General features: G+C 73.2%; 10 protein-coding genes. 5 read left to right on the forward strand and 5 right to left on the reverse strand.

From position 1 onward, the window contains the following. Nucleotides 1-107 precede the first annotated feature (107 nt). On the forward strand, nucleotides 108-662 hold the full coding sequence (locus ACFWP2_RS37795) for a gluconokinase (protein WP_380460317.1): 555 nt from the start codon (nucleotides 108-110) through the stop codon (nucleotides 660-662). A gap of 2 nt (nucleotides 663-664) precedes the next feature. Further along, nucleotides 665-2,053, forward strand: coding sequence for a gluconate:H+ symporter (locus tag ACFWP2_RS37800; RefSeq protein WP_380460339.1), 1,389 nt, complete (start codon nucleotides 665-667; stop codon nucleotides 2,051-2,053). 457 nt (nucleotides 2,054-2,510) lie between these two features. On the opposite strand, the gene ACFWP2_RS37805 is transcribed toward ACFWP2_RS37800, so the two are convergent. The 5 genes from ACFWP2_RS37805 to mmuM all read right to left on the reverse strand — a co-directional run bounded on the left by ACFWP2_RS37805 (nucleotide 2,511) and on the right by mmuM (nucleotide 8,847). After that, nucleotides 2,511-4,103, reverse strand: coding sequence for an FAD-dependent oxidoreductase (locus ACFWP2_RS37805; protein ID WP_380460319.1), 1,593 nt, complete (start codon nucleotides 4,101-4,103; stop codon nucleotides 2,511-2,513). Nucleotides 4,104-4,278: 175 nt separating this feature from the next. Beyond that, nucleotides 4,279-5,799, reverse strand: a complete 1,521-nt coding sequence (gene glpK / locus ACFWP2_RS37810) for a glycerol kinase GlpK (RefSeq protein ID WP_380460321.1) — start codon at nucleotides 5,797-5,799, stop codon at nucleotides 4,279-4,281. A 98-nt stretch (nucleotides 5,800-5,897) separates the two neighbouring features. Further along, the gene (locus ACFWP2_RS37815) at nucleotides 5,898-6,617 is read right to left on the reverse strand and encodes an MIP/aquaporin family protein (protein ID WP_380460323.1); all 720 of its coding nucleotides are present in this window, start codon (nucleotides 6,615-6,617) and stop codon (nucleotides 5,898-5,900) included. Nucleotides 6,618-6,941: 324 nt separating this feature from the next. Continuing rightward, entirely contained in the window at nucleotides 6,942-7,706 is a 765-nt protein-coding gene (locus tag ACFWP2_RS37820) for an IclR family transcriptional regulator (RefSeq protein WP_380460325.1), read from the reverse strand. A gap of 196 nt (nucleotides 7,707-7,902) precedes the next feature. Continuing rightward, nucleotides 7,903-8,847 carry a homocysteine S-methyltransferase gene (gene mmuM / locus ACFWP2_RS37825; RefSeq protein ID WP_380460327.1) on the reverse strand — a complete coding sequence of 315 codons (945 nt, stop codon included), beginning with the start codon at nucleotides 8,845-8,847 and terminating at the stop codon, nucleotides 7,903-7,905. Between the two features lie 174 nt (nucleotides 8,848-9,021). On the opposite strand from mmuM, the gene ACFWP2_RS37830 reads away from it, so the two are divergent. The 3 genes from ACFWP2_RS37830 to ACFWP2_RS37840 are packed head-to-tail and all read left to right on the forward strand — an operon-like array spanning nucleotide 9,022 to nucleotide 12,735. Next, nucleotides 9,022-9,939: an NUDIX domain-containing protein gene (locus ACFWP2_RS37830; protein WP_380460329.1), complete on the forward strand. Its 918-nt coding sequence runs from the start codon at nucleotides 9,022-9,024 to the stop codon at nucleotides 9,937-9,939. Nucleotides 9,940-9,990: 51 nt separating this feature from the next. Beyond that, nucleotides 9,991-10,575: an NUDIX domain-containing protein gene (locus ACFWP2_RS37835; protein WP_380460331.1), complete on the forward strand. Its 585-nt coding sequence runs from the start codon at nucleotides 9,991-9,993 to the stop codon at nucleotides 10,573-10,575. 57 nt (nucleotides 10,576-10,632) lie between these two features. Continuing rightward, nucleotides 10,633-12,735, forward strand: a complete 2,103-nt coding sequence (locus ACFWP2_RS37840; RefSeq protein WP_380460333.1) for an acetoacetate--CoA ligase — start codon at nucleotides 10,633-10,635, stop codon at nucleotides 12,733-12,735. Nucleotides 12,736-12,860 lie beyond the last annotated feature (125 nt).

Raw genomic sequence — 12,860 nt, forward strand, 5'->3', positions numbered from 1 at the left:
GCGATCCAGGCCACACCTTAAAAGTATGACGATTTGGTTTCCGCCACTTGAATACGTCATATCTTTGAGGCGATAGTGGCGGCCAGGCAACGAAGGAGCACCACCCCATGGCTCTCAGCGTCGAGAACCACGACCTCCCGCAGGCCCCCCTCACCGTGGTGGTGATGGGCGTCTCGGGCGTCGGCAAGACCACCCTGGCCCGCCTGCTGGCGGACCGCCTCGCCCTCCCCTTCGCGGAGGCGGACGACTTCCACCCCGCGGCCAACATCGCCAAGATGTCCGACGGCATCCCGCTGGACGACCAGGACCGCGCCCCCTGGCTGCGCGCCATCGGCGACTGGCTCAGGGAGCGGACCGAGGCCGGCACCGGCGGTGTGGTCACCTGCTCGGCGCTGAAGCACCGCTATCGCGACACCCTGCGCGCGGCCTGCCCGGGCGCCTTCTTCCTGCACCTCAGCGGTGGTCACGAGCTGGTCGAGGACCGGCTCAGCCACCGCACCGGCCACTTCATGCCGTCGTCGCTGCTCGACTCGCAGTACGCCGCCCTGGAACCCCTGGCGGCGGACGAGCGCGGTGCCGTCCTGGACGTCGGCCCGTCCCCCGAAGAACTCGTCGAGATGGCCGCGGCACTGCTGCGGCCCGTCAATGGAGACCTCGCGTGAGCATGTCCCCCACTCTGCTGGCGGCCGCCCCACCGGCCCTGCCGCACACCAGCAGCGACTCCCAGCTGCTGATCGCGGTGCTGCTCAGCATCGGTGCGATCGTCGTACTGATCACCAAGCTGAAGCTGCACCCGTTCCTCGCCCTCACGCTCGGCTCCGGTCTGCTGGCCGCCGTCGCGGGTGCCCCCTTCGACAAGCTGCTCAGCAGCTTCTCCACGGGCTTCGGTTCCACCGTCGCCAGCGTCGGCCTGCTGATCGGCCTCGGCGCGATGCTCGGCAAGCTGCTCGCCGACTCCGGCGGCGCCAACATCATCGCGGACACCGTGCTCTCCCGGACCGGCAACAAGGCGCTGCCCTGGGCGATGGCGCTGATCGCGGCCGTGCTCGGCCTGCCGCTGTTCTTCGAGGTCGGGGTCGTCCTGCTGATCCCGATCGTGCTGCTGGTCGCCCGCCGCGGCAACGTCCCGCTGATCCGGATCGGCATCCCGGCCCTGGCCGGCCTGTCGGTGCTGCACGGCCTGGTGCCCCCGCACCCGGGCCCGCTGGTCGCCGTCGACGCGCTGAAGGCCGACCTCGGCATCACCCTGGCGCTCGGCCTGCTGATCGCCGTCCCGACCCTGATCATCGCCGGCCCGCTGTTCGCGCGGCTCGCCGAGCGCTGGGTCGGCCCGCTGGAGATCCCGGCGGCCACCGCCCCCGAGGAGACGGCCAAGCACGAGCGCACCCCGTCCTTCGCCGCGGTGCTGGCCACCATCCTGCTGCCCGTCGTGCTGATGCTCGGCAAGGCGCTGGCCGACGTGGTGATCGACGACCCGAAGGCGCTGGGCCAGCGGGTGTTCGACTTCATAGGGTCCCCGCTGATCGCCCTGCTCGCAGCCACCCTGCTCGGCATGGTGACCCTCGGCAAGGCGGCCGGTTTCGACAAGGCCCGGATCTCCGACACCGTCGGCAAGTCGCTCGGCCCCATCGCCGGCATCGTGTTCATCGTCGGCGCGGGCGGCGGCTTCAAGCAGACCCTGATCGACGTGGGCGTCGGCAACGCGGTGAGCGAGTGGTCCGGCAAGTGGCACATCTCGGCGCTGCTGCTGGGCTGGCTGATCGCCGTGCTGATCCGCCTGGCCACCGGCTCGGCGACGGTCGCCACGATCACCGCCGCCGGCATCGTCTCCCCGCTCGCCGCGAACATGTCCTCGACCCACGCGGCCCTGCTGGTGCTCGCGATCGGCGCCGGCTCGCTGTTCTTCTCGCACGTCAACGACGCCGGCTTCTGGCTGGTGAAGGAGTACTTCGGGATGAGCGTCGGGCAGACGCTGAAGTCCTGGTCGGTGATGGAGACGGTGATCTCGGTGGTCGCCATCGCCCTGATCCTGCCGCTCAGCCTGATCATCTAGCGCGCGGAACCGGCCGGCGCACCGCAGAACCGGTGCGCCACAGGGCCACCGCACGAAGCAGCGACGCCGAGGGGCGGCACCCGTGACCGTACGGGTGCCGCCCCTCGGCGTTTCCTCGGCCCGACCGGCCCGACCGGCCCGACCGGGCCGTCAGGGCCCGGCTCGGCCCAGCAGCCCCGACAGCACCGCACCGCCGTCGCCGCCGCCGGCAGGTCCTCCGCGACCGCGCCACCTCCCGGCTGTGCGCGGCGACCTGCTCGGCCGGCGCCTCCGCCCGGGACGCGACCGGCCGGACGCCGTGCCCACCCGCCCCGCCCTCCACCCGAGGAAGCGGGTGGTCGAGGCCGGCGTCCCGGCCTGACGGTCCCGGGGTACGCGAAACGGCGGGCGGGCGCCCGGGAAACCCCGAACGCCCGCCCGCCGTGAAGGACGCGGCCTACCGCCTACCGCCCACCGCTCACTTCGCGCGCTTCGCGAGGAAGGCCTCGACCTCGGCCTTGATCTCCGGCGTGTCCAGCCCGCGCACCGTCATCGTGGTGCGGCGGCGCAGCACGTCGTCCGCGGTGTACGCCCACTCGTTGTCCGCCGCGTACGCGACCTGCGCCCAGACGTCCGGGCCGTCCTCGTGGATCGGCCGGCCGAGCTCCGGGTTCTCGTCGATCATGCGGGCGATGTCGAAGGACAGGGTGCCGTAGTGGCTGGCCAGGTGCTTGGCCACCAGCGGCTCCATCCGCGAGCCCGGCTCGCGGTCGATCAGCAGGCGGTGCGCCACCGCGTTCGGCGCGCCGACGCCCGGCAGCGGGACGGTCGGGGCGATCGGGGACATGTCCTCGCCGAGGCTGGTGCCGGGCACGTGGGCCAGCTTCTCCAGCACGGTGCGGCCGATGTGCCGGTAGGTGGTCCACTTGCCGCCGGAGACCGACAGCATGCCGCCGCGGCCCTCGGTGACGACGGTCTCGCGCTTGGCGGCGGCGGTGTCGCCCGGCCCGCCCGGCAGCACCCGCAGGCCGGCGAAGGAGTAGGTGATCAGGTCGCGGTCGAGGTGCTCGTCGCGGATCGCGTGCGCGGCCTCGCCCAGGATCTGGTCGACGTCCGCCTCGGTGGCCCGGACGTCCTTGGGGTCGCCGGTGTACTCCTCGTCGGTGGTGCCGAGCAGGACGTGGTCCTCCCACGGGATGGCGAAGGAGACGCGGTACTTGTCGATCGGGATGGTCAGCGCGGCGCGCCACGGCGAGCGGCGCTTGACGACCACGTGGGCGCCCTTGGAGAGGCGGATCGACGGCGCGGCGCCGGCGTCCTCCATCGTGCGCAGGTGGTCCACCCACGGGCCGGTGGCGTTCAGCACCAGGCGGGCGTTGACGCCGAACTCGCTGCCGTCCAGGCGGTCGCGGAGCTCGGCGCCGGTGACCCGGCCGCCGGTGAAGCGCAGGCCGGTGACCTCGGCGTGGTTCAGCACCACGGCGCCGGCGTCGACGGCGGCGCGGACGGTCATCACGGCGACGCGCGAGTCGTTCATCTGGTGGTCGCCGTAGACGGCCACCGAGCGCAGGCCCTCGGTGCGCAGCGCGGGCACCTGCTGGATGGCGTGCGCGGCGGTGGAGACCCGGCCCATGCCGTCGCGGAAGGCCGACAGCGCGGAGTACAGGAAGACACCGGCGCCGAGCTTGGCCGCGCCGTGCGGGCCGCCCTTGTAGACCGGCACGAAGAAGGTCAGCGGGTTGACCAGGTGCGGGGCCACGTCGGTGGAGAGCGCGCGGCGCTCCTTGTGGTTCTCCGCGACCAGCTTGACCGCGCCGGTCTGCAGGTAGCGCAGACCGCCGTGGACGAGCTTGGAGGAGGCGCTGGAGGTGGCGCCGGCGAAGTCGCCGGCGTCGACCATGGCGACCTTCAGGCCGGCCTGGGACGCGGTCCAGGCGACGGCCGTGCCGAGGATGCCGCCCCCGATCACCAGCAGGTCGTAGGTGGCCTTGCCGAGCAGCTCGCGGGTCTCGGCGCGGGAGGCGGTGTGGCCGGCGGTGCGCTCGGCGCCCAGGGTCGGGATGGTTGCCATGGTGGTTGTGTACGGCGCGCGCGGGTCGGGCGGCGCCGTTACTCCTCTCGTGTGCGGTGCGGCCCCTTCGGGAGAGGCCGTCGGCCCGGTGCGGCGGGCCGGTGAAACTCGGTGACACCCGCTGCCGGAACGGCGGGCGGCCGGCCGGGGCACGGGGCCCCGACCGGCTTGTCGATCAGTTGTTCTCTTCCTCCTCCACCCAGTCCATGGTGCGCTCCACGGCCTTGAGCCACTTCTTGTACTCGCGCTCCCGGGTGGCCTCGTCCATGCGCGGGGTCCACTCGGCGGCGCGGTGCCAGTTGGCCCGCAGGGTGTCGAGGTCGTTCCAGAAGCCGACGGCGAGTCCGGCCGCGTAGGCGGCGCCGAGGGCGGTGGTCTCGGCCACGTACGGGCGCTCGACCGGGGCGTCCAGGACGTCGGCGATGTTCTGCATGAGCAGGTTGTTGCTGGTCATGCCGCCGTCGACCTTGAGGGCGGTGAGCTCGACCCCGGAGTCCTTCTGCATGGCGTCGACGACCTCGCGGGTCTGCCAGGCGGTGGCCTCCAGGACGGCCCGGGCCAGGTGGCCCTTGGTGACGTATCGGGTCAGACCGGCGATCACACCGCGGGCGTCGGAGCGCCAGTACGGGGCGAACAGGCCGGAGAAGGCCGGGACGAAGTAGGCGCCGCCGTTGTCCTCGACGGTGTTGGCGAGGGTCTCGATCTCGGCGGCGGTGGAGATGATGCCGAGCTGGTCGCGCAGCCACTGGACGAGCGAGCCGGTGACGGCGATCGAGCCTTCCAGGGCGTACACCGGGGCCTGGTCGCCGATCCGGTAGCCGACGGTGGTCAGCAGGCCGTGGTACGAGTTGACGATCTTCTCGCCGGTGTTCAGCAGCAGGAAGGTGCCGGTGCCGTAGGTGGACTTGGCCTCGCCCTCGTCGAAGCAGGTCTGCCCGAACAGCGCGGCCTGCTGGTCGCCGAGCGCGGAGGCGACGGGAACGCCGGCCAGGTCGCCGACGGCCTCGCCGTACACCTCGGCGGAGGAGCGGATCTCCGGCAGGACGGACATCGGGACGCCCATCGAGTCGGCGATCTTCTCGTCCCACTGCAGGGTCTGCAGGTTCATCAGCATGGTGCGGCTGGCGTTGGTGACGTCCGTGACGTGCTTGCCGCCGTCGACACCGCCGGTGAGGTTCCAGATCACCCAGGTGTCCATGGTGCCGAACAGGATGTCGCCGGCCTCGGCGCGCTCGCGCAGGCCCTCGACGTTGTCCAGCAGCCAGCGGATCTTCGGGCCGGCGAAGTAGCTGGCCAGCGGGAGGCCGGTCTCGCGGCGGAAGCGGTCCTGGCCGACGTTGCGGCCCAGCTCGCGGCAGAGCGCCTCGGTGCGGGTGTCCTGCCACACCAGCGCGTTGTGCACCGGCTCGCCGGTGTTCTTGTCCCACAGGACGGTGGTCTCGCGCTGGTTGGTGATGCCGATCGCGCGGATGTCGTCCCTGGTCAGGCCGGCCTTCTCCAGCGCGCCGCGGACGACCGACTGCACCCGGGTCCAGATCTCGGCGGCGTCGTGCTCGACGTAGCCGGGCTGGGGGAAGATCTGCCGGTGCTCCTGCTGGTCGACGGAGACGATCCGGCCGTCGGCGCCGAAGATGATGCAGCGGCTGGAGGTGGTGCCCTGGTCGATCGCGGCGATGTAGTTACCGGTGGTGGTCATGGGGAGGGTCCTCGGCTCGGGTTCGGGGGATACGGGGTGGGTGGGCCTGACACGCCTGTTCGGTCAGTCCCCGTGTGTGGCGGGGTCGAACCCGTCCTTTAGAAGATCGCGTTGTAGACGCCGCCGGCCGCGAGGCCGCCCAGGATCGGGCCGATGACCGGGATCCAGGCGTAGGACCAGTCCGAGCCGCCCTTGTTCGGGATCGGCAGCAGGGAGTGCGCGATGCGCGGGCCGAGGTCACGGGCCGGGTTGATCGCGTAGCCGGTCGGGCCGCCCAGCGAGAGGCCGATGCCGACGACGGTGAAGGCGACCATCAGGGTGCTGGTGCCGGACTGGGAGAGGCCGGTGTTGGTGCCGATGGTGAGGATCGCGAAGCAGAGCACGAAGGTGCCGATGACCTCGGTGAGCACGTTCTGGATCGGGTTCCGGATCTCGGGACCGGTCGAGAAGATGCCGAGGGTGGGCTCCTCGTTCGCGTTGAACTGGCCCAGGTAGGTGGCCCAGACCAGTACGGCGCCGATGATCGCGCCGAGCAGCTGGGAACCGAGGTAGAGCGGCACCTGGCTCCACTCGCCGCTCTTCACCGCGAGCGCGATGGTGACGGCGGGGTTCAGGTGGGCGCCGGACTTCGGAGCCGACATGTAGGCGGCGATGAGGACCGCGAATCCCCAGCCGAAGGTGATCGCCAGCCAGCCGGCGTTGACGGCCTTCGACTTCTTGAGGGTCACGGCGGCGCAGACGCCACCGCCGAGGAGTATCAGGGCGGCGGTGCCGAGGGTTTCGCCGACGAAAACGTCGCCGTTGGAGAACGCGGACACAAAGACTCCCTTGTCCATATGGCCCGGAGGGTAGGTGGGGGCAGGCGGCCGGTCGATCGCTGTGCGGGTGAGCGCACTGTGGGAGCGATCTCTCCGGCCATCGTTCGACAATGTCGACCGTCATGCGGAAGCTTCCTCCTCAGGTCGCCCCCTCGTCAAGGCAGGGTTACGCAGCTGTGACCACCGCCTCGGCGGGGCCGTCGACGTTACCGAGCGGAGCGCCCCGAATCAGGACAAAACGCCAGAGGCGCGGACAGGCCTCCCGGCCGTCCGCGCCTCAGCGTGACGAATCGGCGGCCCCCGGCGAGCCGCCCGTGGATGCGCTCAGAACCGCCCGGCGCCCAGGTCGCGGGAGATCGCCCGCGCCGCGCTGCGCACCGAGGCCACCAGCGAGGGCTTCACGAAGCCGTCCTCGCAGACCCGCTCGACCGCCCCGCTGATGCACACCGCGCCCACCGGGTTGCGCCGCCGGTCCTGGATCAGCGCGCCGATCGAGGCCACGCCCTCCCAGGTCTCCTCGATCGAGTCCGCCCAGCCGCGTTCCCGGATCAGTGCGCAGTCGGCGTCCAGGTCGGCCGCCCGGGTCAGCGTCCGCACGGTGTACGACTCGTACGGGCCGTCGCCCAACTCCCCGCGCGCGACCGGGTCGTAGGCCACCAGCACCTTGCCCAGAGCGGTGCTGTGCAACGGCTGCATCGAGCCCACCTCCAGCACCTGCCGGGTGTCGTCCGGCCGGAACACGTGGTGCACGATCAGCACGCCCTGCTGGTGCAGCACCCCCAGGTAGACCGTCTCCCCGGCCGCCCGGGCCAGGTCGTCCGCCCACACCAGCGCCCGCGCCCGCAGCTCGTGCACGTCCAGGTAGCTCTGCCCCAGCCGCAGCAGTTCGGCGCCCAGCTGGTACTTGCCGGTCTCCGGATCCTGCTCGACGAACCCCTCCTGCTGGAGCGTGCGCAGGATGCCGTGCGCGGTCCCCTTGGCCAGGCCCAGCGCCGTCGCGACCTCGGACAGGCCCAGCCGGCGCTCACCGCCGGCCAGCAGGCGCATGATCGCGGCGGCCCGGGAAAGCGACTGGATCGGGCCGGGCATGGGTACCTCCGCGCTGACAGGCGGTCGACAATGTCGACCGCAGTGATGACGGGACGAGTCTGCCAGGCCGCCCTGACTCCGTGCACCTTCCCCCCGGGGAACCCGCCCCGGTCCCCGCCACCGGCGGCCCGGCCCGCACCCCGGGCCGCTGCGTGCGCGGACGACCCCGCGACGCCCCCTCAGCGGCCCCGCGCCGTCAGCCCACCGCCCCCGCGCGCTGCGCCCGCAGCACCGTCACCTCCGCGGCCAGCGCCGCGATCCCGTCCGTCCCCACCCGGCAGCAGCCGCCCACCAGCCGGGCGCCGTCCGCGAGCCAGCCGCCCACCCGGGCCGAGCGGAAGGTCGGCTCGCCGCGCCAGCCCCGGCGGGTGGCGTCCCAGCTCTCCCCGCTGTTCGGGTAGACCACCACCGGCTTGCCGGTCACCTCGGCGGCCACCGCCACCGCCCGGTCCGCGTCCTGCGGCGTGCAGCAGTTGACGCCCACCGCGATCACCTCGTCCACCTCGGCGGCCGGCGCGAAGGCCTCCGCCAGCGGCTGCCCGGCCCTGGTCCGGTCGCCCTCGATGCTGTACGACAGCCAGGCCGGCACCGCCAGCCCGCGCACCAGCCCCAGCAGCGCCCGCGCCTCGTCCGCGTCCGGGATCGTCTCCAGCGCCAGCACGTCCGGCCGGGCCGCGGCCAGCACCTCCAGCCGCGGCCGGTGGAAGTCCGCCAGCTCCGCGACGCTCAGCCCGTACCGGCCCCGGTACTCCGAGCCGTCCGCCAGCACCGCCCCGTACGGGCCCACCGAGGCCGCCACCCAGCGCCGCCGCCCGCCCGGCTCCGGCCGCGCCGCCTCCCGGGCCAGCTCCACGCTGCTCGCCAGCAGCCGCGCGGCCTGCGCCCGGCCGACCCCGCGGCGCGCGAAGCCCTCGAAGCTCGCCTGGTAGCTCGCGGTTATCGCGACGTCCGCACCGGCCGCGAAGTACGCCCGGTGCGCCGCCAGCACCGCCTGCGGGTCGTCCGCCAGCAGCCGCGCCGACCACAGCTCGTCCGAGAGGTCGTGCCCGGCCGCCGCCAACTGGTTCGACAGACCACCGTCGAGCACCAGCGGACCGGCGGCCAGCGCGGCGGCGAAGTCCGGCGGGGGAACAGCGGGCATGTCGGCCTCCTGAGGAAGAGTTCCTGGTCACAGCCTACGGGCGGGCACCCCCCGGCCGAGCAGGAAAAGCATTTGCCGCCGGGGAACGGACTCGCTACGTTGTGCTCAGCCCGAGAAGAACAGCACCGGCGGCGCAGGCCGGCGGCACCGGAGAGCACGGAGAGGAGCCCGGCGATGGCAGCGGACGACGCTCCGGCCCCCACCGGGCCCGGAGCCGAACAGGAGTGGCTCGCCGCGTACGACCCGCGCGCCTACGCGCCGATCGCCGTCACCGTGGACGTGGTCGCCCTGACGCTGCGCCACGGCAGCCTGCACGTCCTGCTCGTCGAACGCGGCGCCCCGCCCCACCAGGGCAGCTGGGCGCTGCCCGGCGGCTTCCTGCGGGCCGGCGAGGAGGGCCTCGACGAGGCCGCCGCCCGCGAGCTCGCCGAGGAGACGGGCCTGCTGAGCGACTCCGGGGCCGAGGCCACGCTCTGCCGCCTCCACCTCGAACAGCTCGGCACCTACGGCGCCCCCGAGCGGGATCCGCGGATGCACGTCGTCTCCGTCGCCTACCTCGCCTTCGCCCCGGACCTGCCCGACCCCCAGGCCGGGACGGACGCCGCGGCCGCCGCCTGGCACCCCGTCTCCGACCTGGACCTCCGGCCCTGCGGCCGGTCCCGAGCCGCCGGTGCGCCCGCCGACACCCACGGGGGTGGTGTCGACGGGCGCACCGGCCCCTGCCCGCTCCCCCTGGCCTTCGACCACGCCCGCATCCTCTCCGACGGCCTCGACCGGGTGCGCGCCAAGCTCGAGTACAGCCCGCTGGCCACCGCCTTCCTGCCGTACGACTTCACCATCCCCGACCTCCGCGCCGTCTACGAGGCGGTCTGGGACGAGAAGCTCCACCCCGGCAACTTCCACCGCAAGGTGCTGTCCGTACCCGGCTTCGTCGAGAGCACCGGCACCACCACCGAGCGCGGCGGCGCCCGCGGCGGCCCCCGTGCCCGCACCTACCACGCCGGCGACGCCCGCCTGCTGCACCCCGCGCTGCTCCGCCCCACCCGCGACGACCCGGCCGCCGACGCGGCCGACGTCGCCGACGCCCCCTGAGGTTCGGCGGCCCGCGGGAACACCGCCGACCGACGGGGCTACCATCCGGCCATGACCACTGACGAAGCGACGACCGCCGACACGGCGACGACCGCCGGCGAAGCCCAGCAGACAACCCACCGGCCGTTCTCGCACTGCCACTTCTGCGGCACGCCCTACCCGCCCGGCACCCGCCTCTGGCCCCGCACCTGCCCCGGCTGCGCCGAGATCAGCTACCGCAACCCCCTGCCCGTCGCGGTCACCGTCCTCCCCGTCACCCGCCCCGACGCCGACCCGGCCCTGGTCGTCATCCGCCGCACCATCGAACCCGGATACGGCGAACTCGCCTTCCCCGGCGGCTACATGGACTACGGCGAGAGCTGGCAGCAGGCCTGCGTGCGGGAACTGCACGAGGAGACCGGGATCGTGGCCGACCCGGCCGACATCACCCTGATCCACACCGCCTCCGACCCCAACGGCCGCTTCGTCATGCTCTGCGGACTGCTCCCGGCCCGCCCGCTCGCCGACCTCCCGCCCTCGTACCCCACCGACGAGACCGACGGCTGGCTGCTCGCCACCGCCGAAACCCCGCTCGTCTGGGACTTCCACAACGGCGTCCTGCGCCGCTGGTTCAGCGGCGAGTTCACCCCCCGCTGACCGGCCCGCCGATCTCCCGTCCACCCAACGGCCGACCCTGGCGCGGCGGGCGATCACATGGCATGGTCTGCACCGACAGCCCAACCGGACGGGTCTGCCACGAGCCCTCCCGTCCCCACCACCGGCCGGGAGACCACCACCGTGAGCACCCCACCACAGGACCAGCCGCTCTGGCGCCCCAACCCCGCTCGCGCCGCCGCCACCACCCTGGTGGCCTTCCAGGCCTGGGCCGCCGAACACCACGGCGCCCCGGCCGCCCCGCTCGCCCCGGCCGCCGACGACCAGCAGGCCGCCCAGCGCTACGCCGACCTGCACGCCTGGTCCACCGAGGACCTCGACCGGTTCTGGACCGCGATCACCCAGTGGTTCGACGTCCGCTTCACCCAGGCCCCCGAGGCCGTCCTCGCCGACCCGGCCATGCCCGGCGCCCGCTGGTTCCCCGGCGCCCGCCTCAACTACGCCGAGCACGCCCTGCGCGCCGCCGAGGATCCCGCGAACGCCGACCGCCCCGCGATCCTCCACCTCGACGAGACCTCCGAGCAGCCGGCCGTCCTCACCTGGTCCGAGCTGCGCCGCCAGGTCGGCTCGCTGGCCGCCGCCCTGCGCGCCCGCGGCATCGGCCCCGGCGACCGGGTCGGCGCCTACCTGCCCAACATCCCGCAGGCCGCCGTCGCCCTGCTCGCCACCGCCGCCGTCGGCGCGGTCTGGACCAGCTGCGCCCCCGACTTCGGCGCGCGCAGCGTCCTCGACCGCCTCCAGCAGATCGAACCCGCCGTCCTCTTCGCCATCGACGGCTACCACTACGGCGGCAAGGACCACGACCGCAGCGAGGTCGTCGCCGAGCTCCGCCGCGAGCTCCCCGGCCTGCGCACCGTCGTGCACGTCCCGCTGCTCGGCGCCCCCGCCCCCGAGGGCGCCCTGAACTGGGACGACCTGGTCGCCGACGACGTCGAGCCGGTCTTCGAGCCGGTCCCCTTCGACCATCCGCTCTGGGTCCTCTACTCCTCCGGCACCACCGGCCTGCCCAAGGCCATCGTCCAGAGCCAGGGCGGCATCCTGCTCGAACACCTCAAGCAGGCCGGCCTCCACCTCGACCTCGGCCCCCAGGACCGCTTCCTCTGGTACACCTCCACCGGCTGGATGATGTGGAACTTCCTGCTGGCCGGCCTCCTCGTCGGGTCCACGATCGTCACCTACGACGGCAGTCCCGGCCACCCGGACACCGGCGCCCTCTGGTCGGTCGCCGCCCGCACCGGCGCCACCGTCCTCGGCACCTCCGCCGCCTACGTGATCGCCAGCCGCAAGGCCGAACTCCACCCCGGCCGCGACCTCGACCTCTCCGCCGTGCGCTGCATCGGCACCACCGGCTCCCCGCTCCCGCCCGACGGCTTCCGCTGGATCTACGACGAGGTCAAGGAGGACGTCTGGCTTGCCTCGGTCAGCGGCGGCACCGACGTCTGCTCCTGCTTCGTCGGCGGCGTCCCCACCCTGCCGGTGCACCTCGGCGAGATCCAGGCCCCCTGCCTCGGCGCCGCCGTCGAGTCCTGGGACGTCCAGGGCAAGCCGCTCACCGACGCCGTCGGCGAACTCGTCGTCACCAAGCCCATCCCGTCGATGCCCACCGGCTTCTGGAACGACCCCGAGGGCACCCGGTACCACGACAGCTACTTCGACACGTACCCCGGCATCTGGCGCCACGGCGACTGGATCACCGTCACCTCCCGCGGCACCGTCGTCATCCACGGCCGCTCCGACTCCACCCTCAACCGCCAGGGCGTCCGGATGGGCTCCTCGGACATCTACGAGGTCGTCGAACGCCTCCCCGAGATCGCCGAATCCCTGGTCATCGGCCTGGAGGAGCCCGACGGCGGCTACTGGATGCCGCTGTTCGTCGTCCTCGCCCCCGGCGCGGAACTGAACGACGACCTGATCGGCCGCATCCGCACCGCACTGCGCACCGAGCTCTCCCCGCGCCACGTGCCCGACGAGGTCATCGCCGTCCGCGGCCTCCCGCACACCCTCACCGGCAAGCGGATCGAGGTCCCGGTCAAGCGGATCCTCTCCGGCACTCCGCTGGAGCAGGCCGTCAACCCCGGCTCCGTCGACCGCATCGAGCACCTGCGCTTCTTCGAGCAGCTCCGCCTCGACCGCCAGGCCTGACCGGTTCCCGAGCAGACGAGAGGGGGGGGCCCCCCCCCCGGGGGGGGGGGGGGCCCCCCCCGGGGGCCCCGCCCGAACGTCAAAACAAGAAACCGGGGGACGCCAGCGGGCCCCCCCCCCCCCCC

Origin of the sequence: Kitasatospora sp. NPDC058444 (assembly GCF_042721415.1) — a bacterium.
In the GTDB taxonomy this organism is placed as follows: domain Bacteria; phylum Actinomycetota; class Actinomycetes; order Streptomycetales; family Streptomycetaceae; genus Kitasatospora.

Bases quoted from the DNA above. Each gene is read 5' to 3' on its own strand.
- ACFWP2_RS37795 (WP_380460317.1), top strand. From the start codon at position 108: ATGGCTCTCAGCGTCGAGAACCACGACCTCCCGCAGGCCCCCCTCACC.
- ACFWP2_RS37800 (WP_380460339.1), top strand. From the start codon at position 665: ATGTCCCCCACTCTGCTGGCGGCCGCCCCACCGGCCCTGCCGCACACC.
- ACFWP2_RS37805 (WP_380460319.1), bottom strand. From the start codon at position 4,103: ATGGCAACCATCCCGACCCTGGGCGCCGAGCGCACCGCCGGCCACACC.
- glpK (WP_380460321.1), bottom strand. From the start codon at position 5,799: ATGACCACCACCGGTAACTACATCGCCGCGATCGACCAGGGCACCACC.
- ACFWP2_RS37820 (WP_380460325.1), bottom strand. From the start codon at position 7,706: ATGCCCGGCCCGATCCAGTCGCTTTCCCGGGCCGCCGCGATCATGCGC.
- mmuM (WP_380460327.1), bottom strand. From the start codon at position 8,847: ATGCCCGCTGTTCCCCCGCCGGACTTCGCCGCCGCGCTGGCCGCCGGT.
- ACFWP2_RS37830 (WP_380460329.1), top strand. From the start codon at position 9,022: ATGGCAGCGGACGACGCTCCGGCCCCCACCGGGCCCGGAGCCGAACAG.
- ACFWP2_RS37835 (WP_380460331.1), top strand. From the start codon at position 9,991: ATGACCACTGACGAAGCGACGACCGCCGACACGGCGACGACCGCCGGC.
- ACFWP2_RS37840 (WP_380460333.1), top strand. From the start codon at position 10,633: ATGGCATGGTCTGCACCGACAGCCCAACCGGACGGGTCTGCCACGAGC.